Origin of the sequence: Pseudomonas sp. CK-NBRI-02 (assembly GCF_008124495.1) — a bacterium.
Taxonomy (GTDB): domain Bacteria; phylum Pseudomonadota; class Gammaproteobacteria; order Pseudomonadales; family Pseudomonadaceae; genus Aquipseudomonas; species Aquipseudomonas guariconensis.
Genome location: NZ_VSJH01000008.1, coordinates 16,310 through 41,024 on the forward strand (window position 1 = coordinate 16,310; position 24,715 = coordinate 41,024).

At 63.0% G+C, this 24,715-nt stretch carries 21 protein-coding genes; 9 read left to right on the plus strand and 12 right to left on the minus strand.

Annotated features, from left to right (window positions below):
* Positions 1-106: 106 nt before the first annotated feature.
* The 9 genes from trpE to DQ397_RS07940 all read right to left on the minus strand — a co-directional run bounded on the left by trpE (position 107) and on the right by DQ397_RS07940 (position 11,013).
* Positions 107-1,588 (minus strand): anthranilate synthase component I, encoded by a 1,482-nt coding sequence (gene trpE, locus DQ397_RS07900; RefSeq protein ID WP_043210427.1) that lies wholly within the window; start codon positions 1,586-1,588, stop codon positions 107-109.
* Positions 1,589-1,658: 70 nt separating this feature from the next.
* The gene (locus DQ397_RS07905; protein ID WP_043210424.1) at positions 1,659-2,477 is read right to left on the minus strand and encodes a phosphoglycolate phosphatase; all 819 of its coding nucleotides are present in this window, start codon (positions 2,475-2,477) and stop codon (positions 1,659-1,661) included.
* Positions 2,474-3,148: a ribulose-phosphate 3-epimerase gene (gene rpe / locus DQ397_RS07910; protein ID WP_043210423.1), complete on the minus strand. Its 675-nt coding sequence runs from the start codon at positions 3,146-3,148 to the stop codon at positions 2,474-2,476. The genes DQ397_RS07905 and rpe overlap by 4 nt, the downstream gene beginning before the upstream one ends.
* 179 nt (positions 3,149-3,327) lie before the next feature.
* Positions 3,328-4,155, minus strand: coding sequence for an ABC transporter permease (locus tag DQ397_RS07915; protein ID WP_043210420.1), 828 nt, complete (start codon positions 4,153-4,155; stop codon positions 3,328-3,330).
* An 11-nt stretch (positions 4,156-4,166) separates the two neighbouring features.
* Positions 4,167-5,414, minus strand: coding sequence for an ABC transporter permease (locus tag DQ397_RS07920; RefSeq protein WP_043210418.1), 1,248 nt, complete (start codon positions 5,412-5,414; stop codon positions 4,167-4,169).
* 66 nt (positions 5,415-5,480) lie between these two features.
* On the minus strand, positions 5,481-6,515 hold the full coding sequence (locus DQ397_RS07925) for an ABC transporter substrate-binding protein (protein ID WP_043210417.1): 1,035 nt from the start codon (positions 6,513-6,515) through the stop codon (positions 5,481-5,483).
* A 40-nt stretch (positions 6,516-6,555) separates the two neighbouring features.
* On the minus strand, positions 6,556-7,680 hold the full coding sequence (locus tag DQ397_RS07930) for an ABC transporter ATP-binding protein (protein WP_043210413.1): 1,125 nt from the start codon (positions 7,678-7,680) through the stop codon (positions 6,556-6,558).
* 303 nt (positions 7,681-7,983) lie between these two features.
* Positions 7,984-8,613, minus strand: a complete 630-nt coding sequence (locus DQ397_RS07935) for a response regulator transcription factor (RefSeq protein WP_043210412.1) — start codon at positions 8,611-8,613, stop codon at positions 7,984-7,986.
* 12 nt (positions 8,614-8,625) lie between these two features.
* Positions 8,626-11,013 (minus strand): PAS domain S-box protein, encoded by a 2,388-nt coding sequence (locus DQ397_RS07940; RefSeq protein WP_043210409.1) that lies wholly within the window; start codon positions 11,011-11,013, stop codon positions 8,626-8,628.
* Between the two features lie 95 nt (positions 11,014-11,108).
* On the opposite strand from DQ397_RS07940, the gene DQ397_RS07945 reads away from it, so the two are divergent.
* Positions 11,109-12,107: an alpha/beta hydrolase family protein gene (locus DQ397_RS07945; RefSeq protein ID WP_043210408.1), complete on the plus strand. Its 999-nt coding sequence runs from the start codon at positions 11,109-11,111 to the stop codon at positions 12,105-12,107.
* 57 nt (positions 12,108-12,164) lie between these two features.
* On the opposite strand, the gene DQ397_RS07950 is transcribed toward DQ397_RS07945, so the two are convergent.
* From DQ397_RS07950 to DQ397_RS07960, 3 genes are read right to left on the minus strand one after another with little or no spacing between them, the layout of a single operon-like run.
* Complete coding sequence (locus DQ397_RS07950) at positions 12,165-12,929, minus strand: TerB family tellurite resistance protein (protein WP_043210406.1); 765 nt, start codon at positions 12,927-12,929, stop codon at positions 12,165-12,167.
* Position 12,930: 1 nt separating this feature from the next.
* Positions 12,931-13,602 carry an N-acetylmuramate alpha-1-phosphate uridylyltransferase MurU gene (gene murU / locus DQ397_RS07955; RefSeq protein WP_043210404.1) on the minus strand — a complete coding sequence of 224 codons (672 nt, stop codon included), beginning with the start codon at positions 13,600-13,602 and terminating at the stop codon, positions 12,931-12,933.
* Positions 13,599-14,618, minus strand: a complete 1,020-nt coding sequence (locus DQ397_RS07960) for an aminoglycoside phosphotransferase family protein (RefSeq protein WP_043210402.1) — start codon at positions 14,616-14,618, stop codon at positions 13,599-13,601. Before DQ397_RS07960 ends, murU begins: the two co-directional genes overlap by 4 nt.
* 130 nt (positions 14,619-14,748) lie before the next feature.
* On the opposite strand from DQ397_RS07960, the gene DQ397_RS07965 reads away from it, so the two are divergent.
* The 8 genes from DQ397_RS07965 (at position 14,749) to DQ397_RS08000 (ending at position 24,613) form a co-directional block, all read left to right on the plus strand.
* Positions 14,749-17,565, plus strand: a complete 2,817-nt coding sequence (locus DQ397_RS07965) for an LPS-assembly protein LptD (RefSeq protein WP_043210401.1) — start codon at positions 14,749-14,751, stop codon at positions 17,563-17,565.
* Entirely contained in the window at positions 17,546-18,865 is a 1,320-nt protein-coding gene (gene surA / locus DQ397_RS07970; protein ID WP_043210397.1) for a peptidylprolyl isomerase SurA, read from the plus strand. The genes DQ397_RS07965 and surA overlap by 20 nt, the downstream gene beginning before the upstream one ends.
* The gene (gene pdxA / locus DQ397_RS07975) at positions 18,862-19,851 is read left to right on the plus strand and encodes a 4-hydroxythreonine-4-phosphate dehydrogenase PdxA (protein ID WP_043210396.1); all 990 of its coding nucleotides are present in this window, start codon (positions 18,862-18,864) and stop codon (positions 19,849-19,851) included. The genes surA and pdxA overlap by 4 nt, the downstream gene beginning before the upstream one ends.
* The gene (rsmA, locus tag DQ397_RS07980) at positions 19,848-20,654 is read left to right on the plus strand and encodes a 16S rRNA (adenine(1518)-N(6)/adenine(1519)-N(6))-dimethyltransferase RsmA (RefSeq protein WP_043210394.1); all 807 of its coding nucleotides are present in this window, start codon (positions 19,848-19,850) and stop codon (positions 20,652-20,654) included. The genes pdxA and rsmA overlap by 4 nt, the downstream gene beginning before the upstream one ends.
* A 160-nt stretch (positions 20,655-20,814) precedes the next feature.
* Entirely contained in the window at positions 20,815-21,195 is a 381-nt protein-coding gene (gene apaG, locus DQ397_RS07985) for a Co2+/Mg2+ efflux protein ApaG (RefSeq protein WP_043210391.1), read from the plus strand.
* Entirely contained in the window at positions 21,195-22,034 is an 840-nt protein-coding gene (locus DQ397_RS07990; RefSeq protein ID WP_043210389.1) for a symmetrical bis(5'-nucleosyl)-tetraphosphatase, read from the plus strand. The genes apaG and DQ397_RS07990 overlap by 1 nt, the downstream gene beginning before the upstream one ends.
* Positions 22,035-22,074: 40 nt before the next feature.
* A complete protein-coding gene (gene glpE / locus DQ397_RS07995) occupies positions 22,075-22,404 on the plus strand; it encodes a thiosulfate sulfurtransferase GlpE (RefSeq protein ID WP_043210386.1) in 330 nt (109 codons plus the stop codon).
* A gap of 286 nt (positions 22,405-22,690) precedes the next feature.
* Complete coding sequence (locus DQ397_RS08000; RefSeq protein ID WP_043210384.1) at positions 22,691-24,613, plus strand: PrkA family serine protein kinase; 1,923 nt, start codon at positions 22,691-22,693, stop codon at positions 24,611-24,613.
* Positions 24,614-24,715 lie beyond the last annotated feature (102 nt).

A 24,715-nucleotide genomic window follows, 5' to 3' on the forward strand; every position in this document is an offset into this window, starting at 1 on the left:
GAGAACCCGCGAAACAGGCCTGAGCGCCGCTGTCGCAACAGGCTCCGCACAGGCCCTCCAAAGAAGAACGGCGCCACCAGGGCGCCGTTCACTCATCCACTGCCCGTCAGGCTTGTGGCGTCTGCTCCGCCAAGGCCACCGCGCGGAACATGGCCCGACGCTTGTTGATGGTTTCTTCCCACTCAAGCGCCGGTACCGAGTCAGCGACGATGCCGCCACCAGCCTGCACATGCAGCTCGCCGTCCTTGATCACCGCGGTGCGGATGGCGATAGCGGTGTCCATGTTGCCATTCCAGGCCAGGTAGCCCACGGCGCCGCCATAGACGCCACGCTTGACCGGTTCCAGCTCGTCGATGATTTCCATGGCACGGATCTTTGGGGCGCCCGACAGGGTGCCAGCCGGCAGGATCGCGCGAAGCGCGTCCATCGCGGTCAGGCCTTCACGCAGTTGGCCTGTGACGTTGGAGACGATGTGCATGACGTTGGAGTAGCGCTCGATAACCATTTTCTCGGTCAGGCGCACGCTGCCGGTGGACGATACCCGGCCCACATCGTTGCGACCCAGGTCGATGAGCATCAGGTGCTCGGCGATTTCCTTATCATCGGACAGCAGATCGTCTTCCAGTGCCCGGTCGGCTTCTTCGGTGGCGCCGCGTGGACGGGTTCCGGCGATCGGTCGCACGGTGACCAGATTGTCCTCGACACGCACCAGCACTTCTGGCGAGCTGCCCACCACATGGAAGTCACCGAAGTTGAAGAAATACATGTAAGGCGTCGGGTTGAAGCAGCGAAGCGCTCGGTACAGGTCGATCGGCGCGGCCTTGAAGTCGATGGACATACGCTGGGACGGCACCACCTGCATGCAGTCACCGGCCAGGATGTATTCCTTGATGCGCCCGACCGCGTTCTCGTAGTCCTCGCGGGTATAGCTGGAGCGGAATGCGGGCTCGGCGGCGAGCGGGCCGCTCAGGTCCAGGCCGCGACGCGGGGTGATCGGCTCGCGCAGCTTGGCCAGCAGCTCCTGCAGCCGCGCCTGGCCTTGCTCGTAAGCCTGTTCCTCGGCCGGGTCCACCAGCACGATCGCGTGCATCTTGCCCGCGAGGTTATCGAACACCACCACGGCATCGGAGACCATCAGCAGGATGTCCGGTACACCCAGCGGGTCCGGGTTCGGGCAGGCACCCAGGCGCTTTTCCACGTAACGCACGCAGTCATAGCCGAAGTAACCGACCAGACCACCGTTGAAGCGTGGCAGGCCCGGGATGTCAGCGACCTTGTAGCGATCCTTGAAGGTCTCGACGAACGCCAAGGGGTCCTCTACGTCATGGCTTTCCACCTGCACGCCGTCCTGCAGAACGCTCGCGTGGTAGCCATGCACACGCAGCACGGTGCGCGATGGCAGGCCGATCATCGAATATCGCCCCCACTTCTCGCCGCCCTGAACGGACTCGAGCAAATAGGAGTTGGGTTGGTCGGCAAGCTTCAGGTAGATCGACAGCGGCGTGTCGAAGTCAGCCAGGGTTTCGCAGGCCAGGGGAATGCGGTTGTAGCCGGCAGCGGCCAGGCGCAGGAATTCTTCGCGGGTCATGGGTAGCCTCGTGGCAAGCAGCAATGGGGTCGGGCAAGCGGACGGGCCGGCAGGCGCCGGCGGGCAGAAGTCAGGCGCGCCAGCGCCAGCGGGCCAGGGCCTTGATGACTTTCATCCAGAATTTGCCGATGACCGCCACGGTGGACTCTCTGTCTTGTGAGGCTTGAAGGTCCGCCAACGTTATCCCAGTGGCCGGGACTAAGCAACCTGGCAGCAAGGCACGCAGATCGTCGATGACCAGGCTGGGCGACTCCTCGTCGATCGGCCGGCCATGGTTGTAGCCATAGCTCAGTCCTACACACTTGACGCCCGCCGCCTTGGCCGCCAGCACATCGCTGCGCGAGTCGCCCACGAACAATGCCTGCTCGGGGCGCACGCCGGCCATCTTCATGACGAACAGCAACGCGGCCGGATCGGGTTTTTTCTGAGGCAGGGTGTCGCCGCCGATGATCCAGCGGAAATAACGACCGATCTTCATCTGATCGAGCAGTGGCCCGACGAAGCGCTCGGGCTTGTTGGTGATCAGCGCCATTTCCACGCCGCGCTTGCGCAGCCAGCGCAAGGTGTCGCGTACACCGGGGTAGATCACCGTCAGGTCATGGCTTTGCCCATAGGCCTCCATGAACAGGGCCAGGCCCTGTTCGGCCAACGCATCGTCCACGGCATCGTGGTCCAGGCCACCGGCCAAGGCCCGACGGACCAGGACCTGGGCGCCATTGCCGACCCAGTGGCGTACGGCCTCCAGGCCCGCGGGTGGGCGCCCCATCTGGAGCAGCATGCGATCCACGGCGGCGGCAAGGTCAGGGACCGAATCGATCAACGTGCCATCCAGATCGAACATCACCAGCCTTGGCAGCGCTCCCGGGAACAGCTGCTCGAAGCCGCTCATGGGCGCGCCTGGGCCAGTTCGGCGCGCATTTTACCGATGACTTCCTGGTAGTCCGGCGCATTGAAGATCGCCGAGCCGGCCACGAAGGTATCGGCACCGGCGGCGGCGATTTCGCGGATATTGTTGACGTTGACGCCACCGTCGATCTCCAGGCGGATATCACGGCCGCTGGCGTCGATCAGCGCGCGGGCTTCGCGCAGTTTGTCGAGGGTGCCAGGAATGAACTTCTGGCCACCGAAGCCTGGGTTGACGCTCATCAAGAGCACCATGTCGACCTTGTCCATTACGTATTTGAGGGCATCCAGGCTGGTGGCCGGGTTGAACACCAGGCCGGCCTTGCAGCCGCCATCGCGGATCAGTTGCAGGGAGCGGTCGATGTGCTGGGACGCTTCAGGATGGAAGGTGATGTAAGTGGCGCCTGCCTCGATGAAGTCGCCGATGATGCGATCGACCGGGCTGACCATCAGGTGCACGTCGATCGGCGCGGTCACGCCGTACTTGCGCAGGGCGCTGCAGACCATCGGGCCGATGGTCAGGTTGGGCACGTAGTGGTTGTCCATCACATCGAAGTGAACGATGTCGGCCCCGGCGGCCAGCACCTTGTCGACGTCCTCGCCCAGACGGGCAAAATCGGCGGAGAGGATGGAGGGGGCAATAGCGTAGGGCTGCATGGCGCACCTGTTGGCAGAAATCACGGTGGCGCGCATTGTAACTCAGGCAAGCCAATGAAGGCTGATTGGTATCAATGGGTGTCGACCAGTTGCTTCAATGCGGTGCAAACGCTTGGCGGGTGAACCCGCTCCCACAGTTTCAGCGTAGCCCTGTGAGAGCGGGTATTGATCCGGAACCGTCAGGTCGGCTGCTGGGTCCTCAGCTTCTCGCTGCGCCCGCGCAGCCACTCAAGGGTGAGCAACAGCACCACAGAGAAAGCGATCAGCAAGGTCGCGGCCGCGGCGATGGTCGGGCTGAGGTTCTCGCGAATGCCGCTGAACATCTGCCGTGGCAAGGTCGCTTGCTCAGGGCCGGCCAAAAACAGCGTCACCACCACTTCGTCGAAGGAGGTGGCGAAGGCGAACAGCGCGCCGGAGATCACACCTGGGGCAATCAACGGCAGGGTCACCCGACGGAAGGTAAGCAGCGGCGAGGCACCGAGACTGGCGGCAGCCCGCACCAGGTTCTGATTGAAGCCCTGCAGCGTGGCCGACACCGTGATGATGACAAAGGGCACGCCCAGCACCGCATGCACCAGGATCAACGAAACGAAGCTGTTGCCCATGCCCAGTGGCGCGAAGAACAAGTAGCTGGCCACACCAATGATCACCACCGGCACCACCATCGGCGAAATCACCAGGGCCATGACCAACGACTTGCCCGGGAAGTCCCCGCGGGTCAGGCCGATGGCGGCCAGGGTGCCGAATACCATCGCCAGCACGGTGGCGGCCGGGGCGACGATGATGCTGTTCTTGAGTGATCGCATCCATTCGGCCGAGGCGAAGAAGTCCTGGTACCAGTGCAGCGAGAAGCCTTGCAATGGGTACACCAGGAAGCTGCCGCTGTTGAATGACAACGGCACGATCACCAGCACCGGCAACACCAAGAACAACAGAATCAAACCGCAGAGAATACGCAGGCTGTAGAACCAGACCCGCTCCACGGGCGACATGTAAGGGCTCAGCATGACAGGGCTCCTCAGCTCAGGCGCAGGCGGCTGGCGCCGACCAGCCAGCTATAGATCAGGTACAGCACGACGGTGGCCAGCAGCAACAGTCCGCCCAGGGCGGTAGCCATGCCCCAGTTGATACTGGTGTTGGTGTAGAAGGCCACGAAGTAGCTGACCATTTGGTCGTTCGGGCTGCCCAGCAGCGCCGGGGTGATGTAGTAGCCGATGGAGATGATGAACACCAACAGGCAACCGGCCCCTACACCCGCATAGGTCTGCGGGAAGTACACGCGCCAGAAGCTGGCGAACGGATGGCAGCCCAGGGAGATCGCCGCACGCATATAGCTGGGCGAGATACCTTTCATGACGCTGTACAGCGGCAGGATCATGAACGGCAGCAGGATGTGCACCATGGCGATGTACACACCGGTGCGGTTGAACACCAACTCCAGCGGCTCATCGATGATGCCCATGGCCATCAACGCACTGTTGATCAAGCCACCGGACTGCAACAGCACGATCCAAGCAGCCACCCGCACCAGGATCGAGGTCCAGAACGGCAGCAGCACCAGGATCATCAGCAAATTGCTCTGCCGGGTCGGCAGGTTGGCCAGCAGGTAGGCCAACGGGTAGGCCAGCACCAGGCAGATTGCGGTGATGACCACCCCCATCCAAAGGGTTCGGGTGAAGATGTCCAGATAGATGGCCTGGTCTGGCGTGGCCTTGGCCAGTTCGCCCAGGTCGTCGATGCGATGGTCCAGCGCCGCCAGAAGGTAGAACGGTGTCACTGCACTGGTATTGCGACGGATCGCCTGCCAGTACGCAGGGTCGCCCCAGCGCTCGTCGAGCGTCTGCAGGGCATCTTTATAAGAACTAGGCTCGGCCTTGAACGGCAACGCCCGTGCAGTCTTCGCCAGCAGGCTGCGGTAGCCGGCCAACTCCATGTTCAGGCGTTTGGAGAGATCGCCCAGGGTCTGTTTCTTGCGTGACTCCGCCAGGTCCTGGCTGAGCACCTTGTACACGTCCTCGCCCGGCAGGCCCTTGCCATCCCATTGCGCGATGGCCTCGACGGTGCGCGGCAGGCCGTTGACCACCTCGGGGTTGCCGACGCTCTTGTACAGCAGTGCCGCAATCGGCACCAGAAACACCAGCAACAGGAACAGCGCCAGCGGCGCGATCAACGCCTGCGCCTTCCAACGGTTGACCCGCTCGGCATGCTTGAGGCGCTGCTTGAGGCTTTTACCTGCGCCTTCGTTCAGGGGCACTGCAATGGCCATGGCGAACTCCGAAAATCTGGGGAACGATGAGCGCCGCCTTAAAGGCCGGCGCTCCGTCAACGCGGCTTACTTCTTCGCCGCCCAAGCGTTGAAGCGTTGCTCCAGCTGCTCGCTGTTGTCGGCCCAGAAGGCCACGTCGATCTGCACCTGGTTGGCGATGTTCTCAGGCGTGGTCGGCATGTCCTTCTTCACCGTGTCCGACAGCAGGCTGACAGCCTTGGTATTGGCCGGGCCGTAGGCGATGTTCTCGGAGTAGGTCTTCTGCTGCTCGGGCTGGACGCTGAAGGCGATGAACTTCTTCGCCAGGTCGGTATCCTTGGCGCCTTTCGGGATGGCCCAGGCGTCGAAGTCGTAGATGCCGCCGTTCCAGACGACCTTGAGGTTGCTCTCTTTCTGCACCGCGGCGATCCGGCCGTTGTAGGCCGAGCTCATGACTACGTCACCGGAGGCCAGATACTGTGGCGGCTGGGCGCCCGCCTCCCACCACTGGATGCTTGGCTTGATCTGGTCGAGTTTCTTGAAGGCGCGATCCTGGCCTTCTTTGGTGCCCAGCACCTTGTACACATCCTTGGGCGCCACGCCGTCGGCCATCAGGGCGAACTCAAGGGTGTACTTGGCGCCCTTGCGCAGGCCACGCTTGCCCGGGAATTTCTGGGTATCCCAGAAGTCAGCCCAGCTGGTAGGTGCGCTCTTGAGCTTGTCGGCGTTGTAGGCCAGCACCGTGGACCACACGAAGAAGCCCACGCCGCACGGCTGGATGGCGCCCGGCACGTAGTCGGCCTCGTTGCCGAACAAGGCCGGGTCCAGCTCCTCGAACATGCCCTCGTCACAACCGCGGGCCAGTTCCGGCGACTCCACTTCTACCAGGTTCCAGGAGACGCTGTTGGTGTCGACCATGGCTTTGACCTTGGCCATCTCGCCGTTGTATTCACCGGCGACAATCTTGCCTTTGCCTGCCTTCTCCCATGGCTCATAGAACGCCTTGACCTGGGCAGCCTTGTTGGCACCGCCGAAGGACACCACGGTCAGATCCGCAGCCAGGGCTTGGCCGGCGGCGAACAAGCCGAGGGCCAGGGCGGTCAGTTTCAACTGCTTGTGCATTATTGTTCTCTCCACAGTTAAGGGTTGGTGAAGCAAACCATCAATGGGCTTCGGCAATCGGATCGAGCGCGCGGGCGTGCTCCACCTCCCAGCCAAGCGGTACCACATCGCCCACAGCCAGGGCCGGGTCGAGTTCGGCGATCGGCTGCTTCACGAAGAAGTCACCCTTGCCGCAGACTTCCAGGCGAACCCGCACGTGGTCGCCCAGGTAGATGAATTCGGCTACGCGGCCGGAGAAGCGATTGACGCAACTTTCACTGTGGCCGTTTAGGCGCACGCGCTCGGGGCGGATCGACAAGGTCACAGGATCACCCGCCTCGCCGACGTTCACCGCCAAGGCCTCGACCCGCTCCCCACGGGCCAGCTGAACCTGGCAGCGTTCGCCATCACGGGACAGCAAGGTGCCGTTGAGGCGATTGTTCTCGCCGATGAAGTTGGCCACGAAGGTATTGCGCGGCTCTTCGTAGAGGGTGCGCGGCGGGGCGATCTGCTGGATCTCGCCTTGGTGGAATACCGCTACCCGGTCGGACATGGTCAGCGCCTCGCCCTGGTCGTGGGTCACGTAGACCACGGTCACGCCCAGACGCTGGTGGATGTGCTTGATCTCCATCTGCATGTGTTCACGCAGCTGTTTGTCCAGCGCGCCGAGCGGTTCGTCCATCAACACCAATTGCGGCTCGAACACCAGTGCGCGGGCCAGGGCCACACGCTGCTGCTGGCCACCGGACAACTGGCCCGGGTAGCGCTTGGCGAAAGCATCGAGCTGGACCATCGTCAGCACGCGCTTGACCCGCTCGCTGATGTCGGTCTTGCTGAGGTTGCGCACGGTCAGAGGAAACGCCAGGTTCTCCTCCACGGTCATGTGCGGGAACAGCGCGTAGTTCTGGAACACCATGCCGATGTCACGCTTGTGCGGCGGCACGTTGTTGATCGAGCGCCCGGCCAGCTGGATTTCACCCGCGGTAGGAGTCTCGAAACCGGCCAGCATCATCAGGCTGGTGGTCTTGCCCGAGCCGGACGGACCGAGCAGGGTCAGGAACTCACCCTTGCGGATGTCCAGGTTGAGGTCTTTGACGATCAGCGATTCGCCGTCGTAGCTTTTCTGCACACCGCGGAAGCTGACCAGGATCTCGCCGGTGGCAGCGTTCGAATTCGCCTCGCTCATGCCTGCACCTTCTTGTTGGAATGACTGCGTAGGCAAAGACTAGAGAAGGCGCAAGCCCGGGAAAATCGGGGGTGCTGAGAGAATGCCATCATCCGGATGGAAGATTTGTTGTAGGGCGATCCCTACAAGAGTGGCGGGATTGGGACAGTGCGCCAGCCCAGCATCCCCCGCTCTGGGAGCGGCTATACCCCCGACGAGATCAGCCCAGGCAACGCGAATCGCAGGCCCAGCCCTTTCATGGGCAAACCCGCTCCCACAAGCGAAGGGCCGGGCATAAGAGCACAGCTGTCGCAACCAGAACACTCACACCAGTTTGTGCTCCATCGCGTACTTCACCAGCTCCGCCAGGGAGTTCACCTTGAGCTTCTGCATCAAGCGCGCCTTGTGGGTGCTGATGGTCTTGCTCGAGAGCGCCAGCTGCTGGGCGATGTCGTTGACGTTGGCGCCTTGGGCAAGGCGTTCGAATACCGAGAACTCGCGCTCCGACAGCAGCGTATGCAAGGGCCGGGTCTCGGTCAGGCCGACCTCGAAGACCATGCGGTCCGCCAGCGCCGGGTCGATGTAGCGTCCGCCAGCGGCCACCCGCCGGATAGCGGTGAGCAGTAGGGCCGGGTCGCTGTCCTTGGTGGCATAGCCTGCGGCGCCGGCCTTCAGGGCTCGGGCGGCCATCTGCGCTTCGTCATGCATGGACAGCATCAGGATCGAGGGCGGGTTGTGCTGCGCCCGGATACGCGGGATCGCCTCCAGGCCGTTCACCCCAGGCATGGAAATATCCAGCAGCACCACCTCACAGGGCGTATGACGCAGGGTCTCGAGCAGTTGCTCGCCGTTGCCGGCTTCGCCCACCACCTGCATGTCCTTGGCCAGGCCGATCAGCTGTTTGATGCCCTCGCGGACAATCGTGTGGTCTTCGGCCACTAGCACGCGTATCACAGTCGTTCTCCCCTACCCCAACGGAATGGTCACACTCAGGCTACAACCTTCACCCGGCTCGCTGTCCAGCGTCATGCCGCCGCCCAGCATCAGGACCCGCTCGCGCACGCCCACCAGGCCGAAGGACGTTGGCCTGGCCTGATCGCAGCTGAACCCCACACCATCGTCGATGACCGTCATGCGCAGACAGCCCTCCTCGCGCGCCAGCTCGATCTGCACGGTATGGGCCTGGGCGTGGCGCATGACATTGGTCAGTGCCTCCTGCAGGATCCGGAACAGGCCGATGGCCTTGGCGTCACTCAATGCTGGCAGATTGTCCGGCACCTGGACCAGACAGGGAATCTGCGTACGCGCCTCGAAGCGCCGTGCCTGCCATTCGATGGCCGAGGCGATGCCGGCATCGAGGATCGGCGGACGCAAGGCCGTGGCCACGTCGCGCACCAGCTGGAACAACTGCGCGATCAGGCGCTTCATGCTGTCCAGACGCTCATTCAGGCCAGGGTCGAGTTGGGCATAGGCCAGCTCGCACATGGACACTTCGAGCTTGAGCACGGTGAGCATCTGCCCCAGTTCATCATGGACTTCCCGGGCAATCCGCGCTTTTTCCTCTTCACGCACGCTCTCCAAGTGCGCCGAGAGCTCACGTAACTGCTCCTGGGACCGCGCCAGCTCCAGCTCGACCCGCTTGCTCTGGGTGATGTCCCAGACAATCCCGTCCCACACCACCCGGCCGTCGGCCAGGCGCCGGGTGCTGGCCTTGATGTCGGCCCAGCGCTGTTCGCCCTGACGGGTGAGGATCCGCCCCTGCCAGGACCAGTCTTGGTCGGTGGCCAGTGCCAAGTCCTGGACCCGGTGGTAATCGGCACGGTCCTCGGGATGGACCAAGTTGCGAAGGCCCATGTCCGGATGCTGGATCTGGGCTGGCGCATAGCCAACCAGCGCTTCGCTGCCCTCACTGATGTACGGAAACTCCAGATCACCTTCGGCCGGATCGCGCTCCAGACGGAACACCAGCCCAGGGACGTTGCCTGCGATGCCCTTGAGCCGGGCGTCGCTTTCGCGCAACGCCGCCAGGGCGCGGCGGCGCTCGGTAATGTCGGTGATGAACATCACCAGGTACTCGGCATCGCGAAAACGCAGAAAGCTCAGCGACAGCTCCACCGGTAACAGGCTGCCGTCGCTGCGCAGGCATTGGGTCTCGAACGGCTCGACCCCTCCATCGCCGGTGCGCACGCGTTTCCACAACTGCAACCAGCGGTCCATGTGCAGGTTGGGCTCGAAGTCGATCAGCGGCCGGTCCAGCAACTCGCCCTCACCCCTGCCGAGCATGCGCTCGGCGGCGTGGTTGGCGTAGCGCACATGGCTGTCCCAGTTGACCCAGAGAATGCCGACCGTGCTCTGGTCGATGGAAAATTGGCTTAGGCGCAGCGCCTCTTCGCGCGTCTGGCGTTCGGCCAGGGTTTCCCGCGTGGCCAGCAGGTTGCGCTCAAGCTGGTGCTGCTGACGCCGTTGCCAGAGCAGCGTGACCACTGCACAGATGAGCAACAGGCCGAACAACGACGCCAGGTTCTGCCAGAAGCCTGCGGTGTCGCTCAGCCGTGGGTATTTCGGTTGCAGCCAGCGCTGGTGCAGCTGTTCCAGCTCCTTGGCAGGAATGGCCTGCAAGCCGCGCTCCAGGACATCGGCCAGGATCGGCCAGTCGCGCCGCGAGCCGACCCGAAGCAGTTGCGGCAGGCCAATGTCACCGACCACCGCCAGTTCGCCGAACTCGCTTTCCCGAGACAACCCGCTCAGGCGTGCTTCATCCATGACCGCGAAACTGGCCTGGCCACCCAGCACCAATTGCAGGGCCTGGCGCTCGTTGGGCACGCCCTGCAGGTTGAGGTTGACGTAGTTGGCCCGCAGGTAATCGGCCAAGGCGCTGGGCATGCGCACCGCCACCCGGTCGTTGGCGCCCAGGTTTTCCAGCTCGACCGCCACCGCTCCGGTGCGCAGCCCGACGACCATTTGCGGCACACGCATGTAGGGATCGCTGAACGACCAGAGGCGCAAGCTGGCCGGGGTCTGGGTCAGACCGGGCGCGAAATCGATCTCACCGGCTTGCAGGGCATGTTCGAGTGCTGCCTGATCCGGGAAGTTGCGCCACGTCAGGTCCAGCCTGAGCAGCCGCGCCAGCGCATTCACGATCTCGACATTGGCACCATAGAACTGCTGCAGCCGACGATCGAACTGGGCATAGGGCGCCTGCAGCACCAGGCCGACCCGCAGGTTGCGATGGTCATCCAGCCATTGCTGCTGAGCCGGCTCCAACACCACCGAAGGCTCAGGCGCGGGCCTTGCCAAGGCGATCAAGGGCAGCAGCAACCAGCCGATAACCAACAGGCAACGCATTCGCTTCATCTACACGCTCGTCTGGGCAAGGACGGCCGATGCGCATGGCCGTCACGGACAAATACTATTAGGCTGCCGGTATCATTCTGGCCTTGGGTTGATTCATGTTCACACTTTATCGCACGACGCTGGCCATTTGCTGCCTGGCCACGATCCTACCGCTCGGCACACAGGCCGCCGAACCTCAAACACCTCCCGCCGCCGCAGAGTCGCCCACGGCGCCCGCACCTCGCCCACCCCTGGCCGAACGCAGCCAGGAAGATGCCCAGGCGCTCGAACGTACCGTGCCCAAGGCCGAACAGCAAACCTTGCAGGCGGGCGCCGAAAGCTTCCTCGCTTTGTGGAAGCCGGCCAACGATGCCGACCCCAAGGGCGCTGTGATCATCGTCCCGGGTGCCGGTGAAAACGCCGACTGGCCCAATGCTGTCGGGCCGCTGCGGCGCAAGTTTCCCGATGTCGGCTGGCACAGCTTGAGCATCAGCCTGCCGGACCTTGTCAGCGAGAGCCCGCAGCCGCGAGCCGAGAGCAAGCCTGCCCCCGAACCTGAAAAGGGCGAAGGCGAATCGGCGCCCGCCAAGGACACGCCGGAAGATGCCAACGCCAACGTTGCCCAGGCCACGGCCGCCGAAGCCGATGCGGCCGCCAGCACCGATGCCAAGGAAGCCACCGAGCAAAACGATCCGGCCGATGCCGAGCGCATCTTCGCCCGCCTCGACGCCGCAGTGGCCTTTGCCCAACAGCACAACGCGCGCACCATCGCCCTGGTCGGCCATGGCAGCGGCGCTTATTGGGCCGCGCGTTACCTCAGCGAGCGACAGCCGCCACAGGTGCAAAAGCTGGTGATGATCGCCGCGCAGACACCGGCCCAGGTGGAACAGGACCTCGAAGCTCTGGCGCCCACCGTGAAGGTGCCGACCGCCGACGTCTACTACAGCACGCAACCGCGTGACCGCCGTGCTGCCGAGCAGCGCCTGCAGGCCAGCAAGCGGCAGAAGGACAGCCAGTATCGGCAGCTGTCGCTGATTGCCATGCCGGGGAATGCGGCGGCGCAGCAGGAGCAGCTGTTCCGCCGGGTGCGTGGGTGGCTGATGCCTCAGGAGTGATTGGAGGGGCTGCCTTGCAGCCCATCGCGGCCGCGCGCCCGCCCCAGGTCAGAGGCGTCAAAGCCCGCGCCGCTTGCGCACCAGGGCATAGGCCTGGTGCAGCTCACGGGTGCGCTCGGTCGCCTCGCGCACCTGCGCGTCGCTGGCCCCGCTACCGGCGAGCTTGTCCGGATGATGCTTGCTGACCAGCCGGCGATAGGCTTGCTTGACGTGCTCGATCTCGCTGTCCGCCTCGACCCCGAGTAGGCGCAGGGCTGCTGCGTAGGTCAACACGGCGCCCTCCGGAGCCGCCTTGCGCGGTTCGTATTCAAGAGCCAGCGCCTGGATCTGAGTCCGCGACAGGCCTAGCCGGCGCCCCCACTCCAGCAGCAGCTCGCGCTCACGCATCCCCGCCTTGCCATCCGCCCAGACCATCCGCCAGCAGGCGCGTAGGGTGCCTTCAGCGGCATGGGGCTGTTGCTTGATTCGCTGCAAATAGCGCCCCACACGCACCTTGCCCGACTTGCCACGATTGAAGGCGGCGATTGCCCGTAACCGAGCCGGCTCGGCCATATCCAGACGGGTCATTTCCTGGCGGGCCTGCTGGATGTGCCCATCCACGACACGGCCATCGCTCTTGGCCAGTCGCCCGAGCAGGACGAATAGCAGTTCCTCGTCACGCAATGCCGGGCGTCCACCCAGACGCTCACGCAGGTCTTCCCAGCCCTCCAGACGCAAGCGCCGGTCCATGGCCTGGCCAAGCAAGGCCCCGAGCAACGCACCGGGGATGCTGGCCACGGCGAAACCGGCGCCGGCACCTATCAATGTGCTTGGCCACCACATATCAAACGCGCTCGCCGATCAAACGCTCGACCTCGGCCAGGCGCTCTAGGGTGCCGACATCGACCCAGCGCCCCTGGAAGTGCTCACCGCTCACACGCCCCTTGGCCATTGCATGGCGCAGCAATGGCGCGAGCTTGAACGCGCCGGGCTCACAGCCTTCGAACAATGCAGGATCGAGTACGGAGATGCCGCTGAAGGTCAGGGTGCCAGGTGCCTCGTCGCCATCGACAACCGAATCGCCATCCAGACGAAAGTCACCACGGCCGTGATGGCCTGGATTGTCGACCAGTACCAGGTGCGCAAGCCCCCTCATGGGCACGCGCAGCCGGGCGAAGTCGTAGTCGGTCCAGATATCGCCGTTGACCAGCAGAAACGGCGCATCGCCCAACAACGGCAGCGCCTTGAAGATCCCGCCGCCGGTTTCCAGCGGTTCGCCCTCGGGCGAGTAGCGAATGTGCAGGCCGAACCGGGCACCGTCGCCCAGGTGATCCTCGATCTGCTGGCCCAGCCAGGCGTGGTTGATCACCACCTCGGTGAAGCCCGCCTTGGCCAGCGCCTGCAGGTGATATTCGATCAATGGCTGGCCTGCCACTGGCACCAGTGGCTTGGGAGTATGCAAGGTCAGGGGACGCATGCGCTCGCCCTTGCCCGCTGCCAGGATCATAGCCTTCATGAACGCGCTCCGGCCTTCAGCTCGGCGATCAGTTGCCCCAGTTCGGCCAGCTCGGGACGACGGCTGATCACTTCATCTATATAGGCGAAGAATCGCGGCACGTCAGACAGATATCGCGGCTTGCCGTCGCGGTGGCAGATACGGGCGAAGATGCCGATGACCTTCAGGTGACGCTGCACGCCCATCAGGTCACTGGCGCGGTGGAAGTCCTCGAAGTCGGCCTGCACGGGGATGCCGGCCGCTTGGGCTTTCTGCCAGTAATCGCGTAGCCAGCCCTCGACTCGCAGCTGGGGCCAACTGACGAACGCGTCTTTGAACAGGCAGGTGATGTCATAGGTCACCGGGCCGTAGACGGCGTCCTGGAAGTCCAGCACGCCAGGGTTCGGTGTGCTCTGCATCAGATTGCGCGGCATATAGTCGCGATGCACCAGGACTTTGGGCTGGGCCAGGGCACTGTCGATCAGCAACTGACTCACCCGCTGCCAGGTCGCCTGCTGCGAATCGGTGAACGTCAGGCCCAGCTCGCGCCCGACGTACCATTCGGGGAACAGCTCCACTTCGCGGCGCAGCAGGGCGACATCGTAGCTGGGCAACGGCGCGTCCATCGGCAGGCGCTGGAAGGCCAGCAAGGCGTCGATGGCATCGGCGAACAGGGCATCGGCATTGCCGGCATCGATGACATCCAGGTAGGTCTGACGGCCCAGATCCCCCAGCAACAGGAAGCCACGCTCCAGATCCTGGGCGTGGATGGCCGGCACGTGCACGCCGGCACTGGCCAGTAGATGATCGATGTCGACGAAGGGCCGGCAATTCTCTTGTGGCGGCGGCGCATCCATGATCACGAAGCTGCGTGCGCCCCCCTGCCAGCGGAAGTAGCGACGGAAGCTCGCGTCGCTGCTGGCGGCGGTCAGGGCGCCTTCTGGCACCTCGCCCCAGGCGTTTTCACGGAAAAGACGGTCAAGCTGCTCATCGAGCCAAGCGGTCAGTTGTTGCAGGCGTACATCGTGATCGGGCATTACAAGGGTCTCCGACGGCCCTAGCCGTCAAGCGGGTCATGCTTTATTATCCAGCATCTTTTTCAGACCATCGAGAGGCGTGCGGCCCCACACGCGGGCAGATGGCACGCAGGAAGCCCGGACTAATAAGATGGCATTGAAATCCCCCGCGTTTCGTAGAAAGTTTCCGTTGCTGGTGACTGGCGGTCTGCTGGCTCTGCAACCTCTGGCCACGTCATACGTGGTGGCAGCCGAGCAGTTCGACTGCCAAGTGTCCGCCTCCGGTGGTTGGGACTGCAAGCCCAAGACCACGGCCAACAACCTGCCGCCGCGCCCAGTGCATGAAGGCGCCGCGCTGAGCTCGGGCGGTGGCGCCCAGGTCGCCGAGACCGACGCCGATGGCGAACCCAAGCCGGTGCTGGTCACCGAGAGCAAGGGCCGCGGCCTGAAGTCGCGTAGCGAAGACTACAGCCACCTTGACTGGGTTCCCCGCGACAAACTCACCGCCGCCCAATTGGCTGAGACCGGTCCGTACTGCGGTGGCGCCTACATCGAGCCGTCGCGTCCTGGCATGGATGACACCACGCCCAAGGACGAAGCGCCGACCTACCTGAACGCCAAGGTCTCCCGCTACCAGCAGGAGCAGCAGATCGCCACCCTCGCCGGTGACGTGGTCATGCGCCAGGGCAGCATGCAGGTCCAGGCCGACGAGGCCAACCTGTACCAGGCCGAGAACCGCGGCGAGCTCAAGGGCAACGTCAAGCTGCGCGACAATGGCTCGCTGGTCGTCGGCGACCAGGCCGAAATCCAGCTGGATACCGGCGAGGCCAAGGTCGACAACGCCGAATACGTGATGCACAAGTCGCACATTCGCGGCAACGCGCTGTACGCCAAGCGTGGCGAAAACGCCATCATCCGCCTCAAGGACGGTACCTACACCACCTGTGAGCCGGGCAGCAACGCATGGCAGCTCAAGGGCAACAACATCACCCTGAACCCGGCCACCGGCTTCGGTACCGCGACCAACGTCACCCTGCGGGTCAAGGATTTCCCGGTGTTCTATACACCGTACATCTACTTCCCGATCGACGACCGTCGCCAGTCCGGCTTCCTGCCGCCGTCGTTCAGCACCAGCAGCGACACCGGCTTCATGCTGGTCACGCCGTACTACTTCAACCTGGCGCCAAACTACGACGCCACGCTGTACCCGCGCTACATGGCCAAACGCGGCATGTTGATGGAAGGCGAATTCCGCTACCTCACCAAGTCCAGCGAAGGCCAGCTCGGTGCTGCGTACCTGAACGACAAGAACGACGATCGTAAAGATCAGACCGACTACAAAGAACAGCGCTGGATGTACAACTGGCAGCACAAGGGCGGGCTGGATTCGCGCTTGATGAGCGAGGTTGACTACACCGACATCAGCGACCCGTTCTACTTCCAGGATCTGGAAACCGGTCAGATTGGTGTTGAAAGTCGGGATGTGGTCAACCAGCGCGGTACCCTCACCTATCGTGGTGATAGCTACCAGGCACGCTTGAATCTGCAAGCGTATGAGATGGCGACGCTGTCGCGGACCACACCGTACGACAAGCTGCCGCAGGTCACCTTCAACGGCCTCCTGCCCTATCACCCGGGCGGGTTCGACTTCAGCTACCAGACCGAAGCCGTGCGCTTCGATCGTGACCTGAAGGACGACTTCGTTTACAACGAAGATGGTTTGCCGGACACCTCCGCGGGTGCGCCAGGTCGACGCCTCGATCAGAACGTCTTCGGCCTCGCGCGCGCCAACGGCACCCGCCTGAATGCCGCGCCAGCCATCAGCTTGCCGATGGAAGCCAGCTACGGGTTCCTCAAACCGAAGCTGAAGTACGTCTATACGCACTACGATCTGGACCTGGACAACAAGGGCAAGACCGATCTTGCCAATGCCAGCCCGGCAACACGTGAGCTACGTGGCGACTTTTCCAGCACTCAAAACCGCAGTGTTCCGGTCTTCAGCGTCGACAGCGGCCTGTACTTCGACCGCAACACCCAATGGTTCGGCAAGAACTACCGCCAGACCCTCGAACCGCGCCTGTTCTACCTCTACGTGCCGTATGAGGATCAGAAGGACATCCCGGTCTTCGACACTGGAGAAACTTACTTCAACTACGCCTCGCTGTTCCGCGACAACCGCTTCAGCGGCTCCGACCGCATCGGCGACGAGAACAAGCTGTCGCTGGGCGTGACTAACCGTTGGATCGAGGAAAACGGCTTCGAGCGCCAGCGCTTGAGCGTCGGCCAGGCCCTGTACTTCCGCGACCGCAAGGTGCAGATGCCAGGTATCGACTGGCGGACCCGTGCCGACTCGCAGTCGGACGTTTCCCCGTACGCCTTGGAATACCAGTACGCCTTCAACCGCGACTGGCGCTTCAACTCTGACTACAACTGGGACCCGGACAGCCGCAAGCCACGCTCCGGCAGCGCCATGTTCCACTACCAGCCGGAAGACAACCCGAACAAGGTCATCAACGCAGGCTACCGCTACCGCAACGACCTGGTTCGCTACGACTCGCTCACCGGCACCTGGCAGGTGGGTGGTGGCGACTACGGCACCCCGGGCAGCCCGAACTACGTCAAGGACTACTACAAGATCCAGCAGCACGACTTCTCGGTCATCTGGCCGATCGTTCCTCAGTGGAGCGTGATCGGTCGCTGGCAGCATGACTACAACCGCAACCGCACCCTGGAAGCCATGGGTGGTTTCGAGTACGACAACTGCTGCTGGAAGCTGCGTCTGATCAACCGTTACTGGATCGACTACGACGACTTCAGCCAGGCACTGCCGCAAAACGAGAAGGGCGACCACGGCGTCTTCTTGCAAATCGTCCTCAAAGGCCTCGGCGGCGTTGTGGGCAACAAGGTCGAGACGTTCCTCGACGAAGGCATTCAAGGTTACCGTACACGTGAAGACCAAGCTTATTGATCGACTGCGCCCGCTGCTGCTGGGCGCTGCATTGCTGAGTGGCGCGGTGCATGCCGCGGTACAACCTCTGGACCGCGTGGTGGCCATCGTCGACAACGACGTGGTCATGCAAAGCCAACTGGATCAACGCATCCGCGAAGTGCAGCAGACCATCGCCAAGCGCGGCGGCGGCGTGCCCCCGGCCGGAGCCCTGGAGCAGCAAGTGCTGGAGCGCCTGATCGTCGAGAATCTGCAACTGCAGATCGGCGAACGTTCGGGCATCCGCATCACTGACGAAGAGCTCAACCAGGCCATCGGTACCATTGCCCAGCGCAACGGCATGAGCCTCGATCAGTTCCGTGCCGCCCTGGCCCACGATGGCCTGTCGTTCGACGACGCCCGTGACCAGGTCAAGCGCGAGATGATCATCAGCCGCGTGCGCCAACGCCGTGTGGCCGAGCGTATCCAGGTCTCCGAACAGGAAGTGAAGAACTACCTCAACTCCGACCTAGGCAAGATGCAACTGTCGGAAGAGTACCGCCTGGCCAACATCCTGATCCCGACCCCGGAAAGCGCAAACTCCGAGGCGATCCAGGCGGCCGCCCGCCAAGCCGGTGACGTTTACCAGCAGCTCAAGCAAGGTGCGGACTTCGGCCAGATGGCCATCGCCCGCTCCGCCAGCGAGAACGCCCTGGAAGGCGGTGAGATGGGCTGGCGTAAAGCCGGCCAACTGCCGCCTGATTTCGCCAAGATGTTGAGCAGCATGGCCGACGGCGACATCACCCAGCCAATCCGCATCCCCAACGGCTTCATTATCCTCAAGCTCGAGGAAAAGCGTGGGGGCAATGCCAGCGTGCTGCGTGACGAAGTCCATGTTCGCCATATCCTGATCAAGCCAAGCGAGATCCGCAGCGATGCGGCCACCGAGCAACTGGCCGAGCGCCTGTATGAGCGCATCAAGAACGGCGAAGACTTCGGCGAGCTGGCCAAGAGCTTCTCGGAAGACCCAGGTTCGGCCCTCAACGGTGGCGACCTCAACTGGGTTGACCCCAACAGCCTGGTGCCGGAGTTCCGCGAACAGATGGCCAACGCCCCCCAGGGCGAAGTGACCCGTCCGTTCCGTACCCAGTACGGCTGGCACGTACTGGAAGTGCTGGGCCGCCGCGCTACCGACAGCACCGAGCAAGCGCGCGAACAGCAGGCCCTGAGCGTGCTGCGCAACCGTAAGTACGATGAAGAGCTGCAGACTTGGCTGCGTCAAATCCGCGACGAAGCCTACGTTGAAATCAAGCTGCCTGGCGCCGACCAGGCCGCCCAGTGAAGCCCCTGCGCTTCGCCGTCACGCCCGGCGAGCCGGCCGGCATAGGCCCAGACCTGTGCCTGCTGCTGGCCGCCGAGGCTCAGCCTCATCCCTTGATCGCCATCACCAGCCGTGACCTGCTCGCCGAGCGGGCCACGCAGCTGGGGCTGGCTGTCAATCTGCTGCCGGTCATCCAAGGCGCCTGGCCCGACCAACCCGCCCCCGCCGGCAGCCTGTATGTCTGGGATACGCCATTGGCCACCCCGGTTGTACCCGGGCAGTTGGACAAGGCTAATGCCGCGTTCGTGCTGCAGACCTTGACCCGCGCTGGCCAAGGCTGTCTGGATGGGCATTTCGCCGGCATGATCACCGCACCGGTGCACAAGGGCGTGATCAATGAAAGCGGCATCGCTTTCTCCGGCCATACCGAATTTTTGGCTGACCTTACCCACACCAACCAGGTGGTGATGATGCTGGCCACCCATGGATTGCGCGTGGCGCTGGTGACTACCCACCTGCCCCTACGTGACGTCGCCGACGCCATCACCGCCGAGCGCCTGGAGCGGGTCACGCGGATCCTGCATGCCGACCTGCGCGACAAGTTCGGTATCGCCCAGCCCCGCATCCTGGTTTGCGGTCTCAACCCGCATGCCGGCGAAGGCGGTCACCTGGGCCGCGAAGAAATCGACATCATCGAGCCCGCCTTGCAGCGCCTACGCAGCCAAGGCATGGACCTGCGTGGTCCGCTACCGGCCGATACCCTGTTTACCCCCAAATATCTGGAGCACTGCGATGCGGTGCTGGCGATGTACCACGACCAGGGCCTGCCGGTACTCAAGTACAAAGGCTTTGGCGCCGCAGTCAACGTGACCTTGGGCTTGCCGATCATCCGCACGTCGGTCGACCACGGCACCGCCCTGGACCTGGCTGGCACCGGCAAAGTCGACACCGGCAGCCTGCGTGTCGCCCTGGAAACCGCCTACCAGATGGCCGAGAACCGACCATGACCGAGCAATACCAACACCGGGCGCGCAAGCGCTTCGGCCAGAACTTCCTGCACGACGCCGGCATCATCGACCGCATCCTGCGTGCCATCAATGCCAAACCCGGCGAGCATCTGCTGGAAATCGGCCCGGGCCAAGGCGCCCTGACCGAAGGCCTGCTGGGCAGCGGCGCCCAACTGGACGTCGTCGAGCTGGACAAGGACCTTGTGCCGATTCTCCAGCACAAGTTTGCAGACCGGGACAACTTCCGCCTGCACCAGGGCGATGCCTTGAAGTTCGACTTCAATCAGTTGGGCGTGCCTGAGCGCAGCCTCAAGGTGGTGGGCAACCTGCCCTATAACATCTCCACCCCGCTGATCTTCCACCTCTTGGAACACGCCAACCTGATCCGCGACATGCACTTCATGCTGCAAAAGGAAGTGGTCGAGCGTTTGGCCGCCGGCCCAGGAGGCGGCGACTGGGGCCGCCTGTCGATCATGGTGCAGTACCACTGCCGCGTGGAACACTTGTTCAACGTCGGCCCTGGCGCCTTCAACCCGCCGCCGAAAGTGGACTCAGCCATCGTCCGCCTGGTACCGCATGAAACCCTGCCGCACCCGGCCAAGGATCCACGCCTGCTAGAACGCATCGTGCGCGAGGCCTTCAACCAGCGTCGCAAGACCCTTCGCAACACCCTTAAAGGGCTGCTCGACAGCCAGGCCATCGAGGCAGCGGGTGTCGATGGCAGCCTGCGTCCAGAACAACTGGATCTCGCGGCGTTCGTACGCCTGGCCGACAAGCTGGCCGAGCAGCCAAGCGCCAGCTAAGCACACGCCATTGGTGTGGCCCCATCGCGCAGACAAACCCGCGGTGGGGCCGATAATGTCTACAAGCGACGCCAGGCCCTGCATAACTGGCCTCAAGCCCCGTCCATGGCCTAGACTGCAACCATTGCAGTATTTGCGTCCGCTCGTCCAAGGCCTTTGCATGTCAGACCCCCGCTATCAGATCGACGTCAGCGTCGTGACCCGTTACCTCAAAGAACAATCCGATCCCGACAACGACCGCTTTGCCTTCGCCTACACGATCACTGTGCAAAACAACGGCACGCTCAAGGCCCGTCTGGTCTCACGCCATTGGCTGATCACCAACGGTGACGGGGAAGTCGAAGAGGTTCGCGGGGCGGGTGTGGTCGGCCAGCAACCGCTCATCGAGCCAGGCGACAGCCACACCTACAGCAGCGGCGCGGTGCTCACGACCCGTGTCGGTACCATGCAGGGCAGCTACCAGATGTTCGCCGAGGACGGCAAACACTTCGATGCGCCTATCGCGCCGTTCCGCCTGGCCGTGCCTGGAGCACTGCACTGATGGCGGTGTACGCGGTCGGCGACCTGCAGGGCTGCCTGCAGCCGCTCAAGTGCTTGCTCGAACGCGTGCACTTCAACCCCGCCGTGGACCGCCTGTGGCTGGTAGGCGACTTGGTCAACCGCGGCCCCGAGTCCCTCGAGACCCTGCGCTTTCTGTATTCGATCCGCCAGTCGCTGGTGTGTGTGCTGGGCAACCATGACCTGCATCTGCTGGCAGCCTGGTACAACGTCGAGCGCTTGAAGAAGAGCGACACCCTGCGCGAGATCATCGAAGCACCAGACGCCGACCAGCTGTTCGACTGGCTGCGCCAGCAGAAGCTGCTGCACTATGACGAGGCACGCGGTATCGCCATGGTCCACGCCGGCATCCCGCCCCAGTGGACCCTGGGCAAGGCGCTCGAACTGGCGGCCGAAGTGGAGGAAGTGCTGCGCGACGACACTCGCCTGCAGCTCTTTCTCGATGGCATGTACGGCAACGAGCCGAACAAATGGAGCAAGAACCTGACCGGCGTCGAACGCCTGCGGGTCATCACCAACTATTTCACCCGCATGCGCTTTTGCACTGCCGAGGGCAAGCTCGACCTCAAGAGCAAGGAAGGCCTGGACAGCGCCCCCAAGGGCTATAAGCCCTGGTTCGCCCACAAGGACCGCCGCTCACGTCATGTGAAGATCCTCTTCGGCCACTGGGCCGCCCTGGAAGGTCGTGTCGATGTCCCCGATGTCATCGGCCTGGACACCGGATGCGTCTGGGGTGGCGCCATGACGCTGTACAACGTCGACAGCGGCGAATTCCACCGCTGCGAGTGCGCCGACGATGGCACCCCACGCCAATCGGCATAACCGACTAGACTTAACGATCAGCCCCGAAGGAAACCGACCCATGAGCGAATTCAAGCGCATCCCTCCCGAGCAGGCCCTGGCCTTGCGTGAGCAAGGTGCGGTGGTCGTCGACATTCGCGACCCACAGGCGTTTGCTGCCGGCCATATCAGTGGCGCCACACATCTGGATAACCATTCGGTCGCGGAGTTCATCCGCAATGCCGACCTCGATGCACCGACCCTGGTGGTCTGCTACCACGGCAATTCCAGCCAGAGCGCCGCGGCCTATCTGGTGGGCCAGGGCTTTTCCGAGGTGTACAGCCTCGATGGCGGCTTCGAGCTGTGGCGCAACACCTACCCGGCTGAAACCGCTCAAGGCGGCGCCGAATAAAAATTTTCATTTTCCCGCAGCCCGCGCCACGTGCGGGCTTGGGCCTTTCCTGACGAACGGTCGTGAGTATCTTCTCGGCCTCGCGCCCTTGACCTCCCGTATAACCAACTATCCTTAAGCCCAGGCCATCCAAAAAAGGGGAGAGCCGGTACACCGGCGTGCGGGTCATCGGTAGCGTTTCTACGGGTGTTCTGGGGGGTATACAGCAATCGGCCAGCCCGGTTGCATGCCAGCATCATGCTGACTGATCCGGCGTCGGCTCCAACGTATCGAGCGAGGTGACGTCATGAGCATTTTTAGCCACTTCCAACAACGTTTCGAGTCAACCCGCCAGGAAGAATTCTCGCTGCAGGAGTACCTCGAGCTGTGCAAAGAGGATCGCAGTGCCTATGCATCGGCGGCCGAACGGCTGTTGCTGGCCATAGGCGAACCAGAGCTGGTCGATACCTCAACGAATTCCAGGCTGTCGCGAATCTTCTCCAACAAGGTAATAAGGCGCTATCCGGCCTTTGCCGACTTCCACGGCATGGAAGAATGCATCGACCAGATCGTCTCGTACTTCCGCCATGCCGCACAGGGCCTGGAAGAGAAGAAACAGATCCTGTACCTGCTGGGCCCGGTGGGTGGCGGCAAATCGTCCCTGGCCGAGAAGCTCAAGCAGCTCATGGAGAAGGTCCCTTTCTACGCCATCAAGGGCTCCCCGGTGTTCGAATCGCCCCTGGGGCTGTTCAATGCCAGCGAAGACGGCGCCATTCTTGAAGAAGAATTCGGCATCCCGCGCCGCTACTTGAACACCATCATGTCCCCGTGGGCCACCAAGCGCCTGCAGGAGTTCGGCGGCGACATCTCCAAGTTCCGGGTGGTCAAGCTCTATCCTTCCATCCTCAACCAGATCGCCATCGCCAAGACCGAACCAGGCGATGAGAACAACCAGGACATTTCCGCCTTGGTCGGCAAGGTGGATATCCGCAAGCTCGAGGAATTCCCGCAGAACGACGCCGACGCCTACAGTTACTCGGGCGCGCTGTGCCGGGCCAACCAGGGCCTGATGGAGTTCGTCGAGATGTTCAAGGCGCCGATCAAGGTCCTGCACCCGCTGCTCACCGCCACCCAGGAAGGCAACTACAACAGCACCGAAGGCCTCGGAGCGATCCCCTACTCCGGGATTCTGCTGGCCCACTCCAACGAATCGGAATGGCACACCTTCCGCAACAACAAGAATAACGAGGCGTTCATCGACCGGATCTACATCGTCAAGGTGCCGTACTGCCTGCGTGTCAGCGACGAAGTGAAGATCTACGACAAACTGTTGATCAACAGCTCGCTGGCCAAGGCCCATTGCGCACCGGACACCCTCAAGATGCTCGCGCAGTTCACCGTGCTGTCGCGCTTGAAGGAGCCGGAGAATTCCAACATCTACTCGAAGATGCGCGTCTACGACGGTGAGAATCTCAAGGACACCGATCCGAAGGCCAAGTCGATCCAGGAATACCGCGACGCCGCCGGTGTCGATGAAGGCATGAACGGCCTGTCGACCCGCTTCGCCTTCAAGATCCTCTCCAAGGTGTTCAACTTCGATCCGCATGAAATCGCCGCCAACCCGGTGCACCTGCTCTATGTGCTCGAACAGCAGATCGAACAGGAGCAGTTCCCTGCCGAAGTACGCGAGCGTTACCTGCGTTACCTCAAGGAATACCTGGCTCCCCGCTACATCGAGTTCATCGGCAAGGAGATCCAGACCGCCTATCTGGAGTCCTACAGCGAATACGGCCAGAACATCTTCGACCGCTACGTGCTGTACGCCGACTTCTGGATCCAGGACCAGGAGTACCGCGACCCGGAAACCGGCGAGATCCTCAACCGCATTGCCCTCAACGAAGAGCTGGAGAAGATCGAGAAGCCGGCCGGCATCAGCAACCCGAAAGATTTCCGCAACGAGATCGTCAACTTCGTGCTGCGGGCGCGAGCCAACAACAACGGCAAGAACCCCAGCTGGCTGAGCTACGAGAAGCTGCGCGTGGTGATCGAGAAGAAAATGTTCTCCAACACCGAAGACCTGCTGCCGGTCATCAGCTTCAACGCCAAGGCCAGTAAGGAGGATCAACAGAAACACAACGACTTCGTCACCCGGATGGTGGAGCGTGGCTACACCGACAAACAGGTTCGCCTGCTGTCGGAATGGTATCTGCGGGTCAGGAAATCGCAATAAAGCGGCAAGCGACAAGCCGCAAGCTGCAAGCTGTCCGGCGCCAGGCCACGTCTCGCGCCACAGCTTGCAGCAGCGGTGGCTGCTCATTCTTGCAGCTTGAGG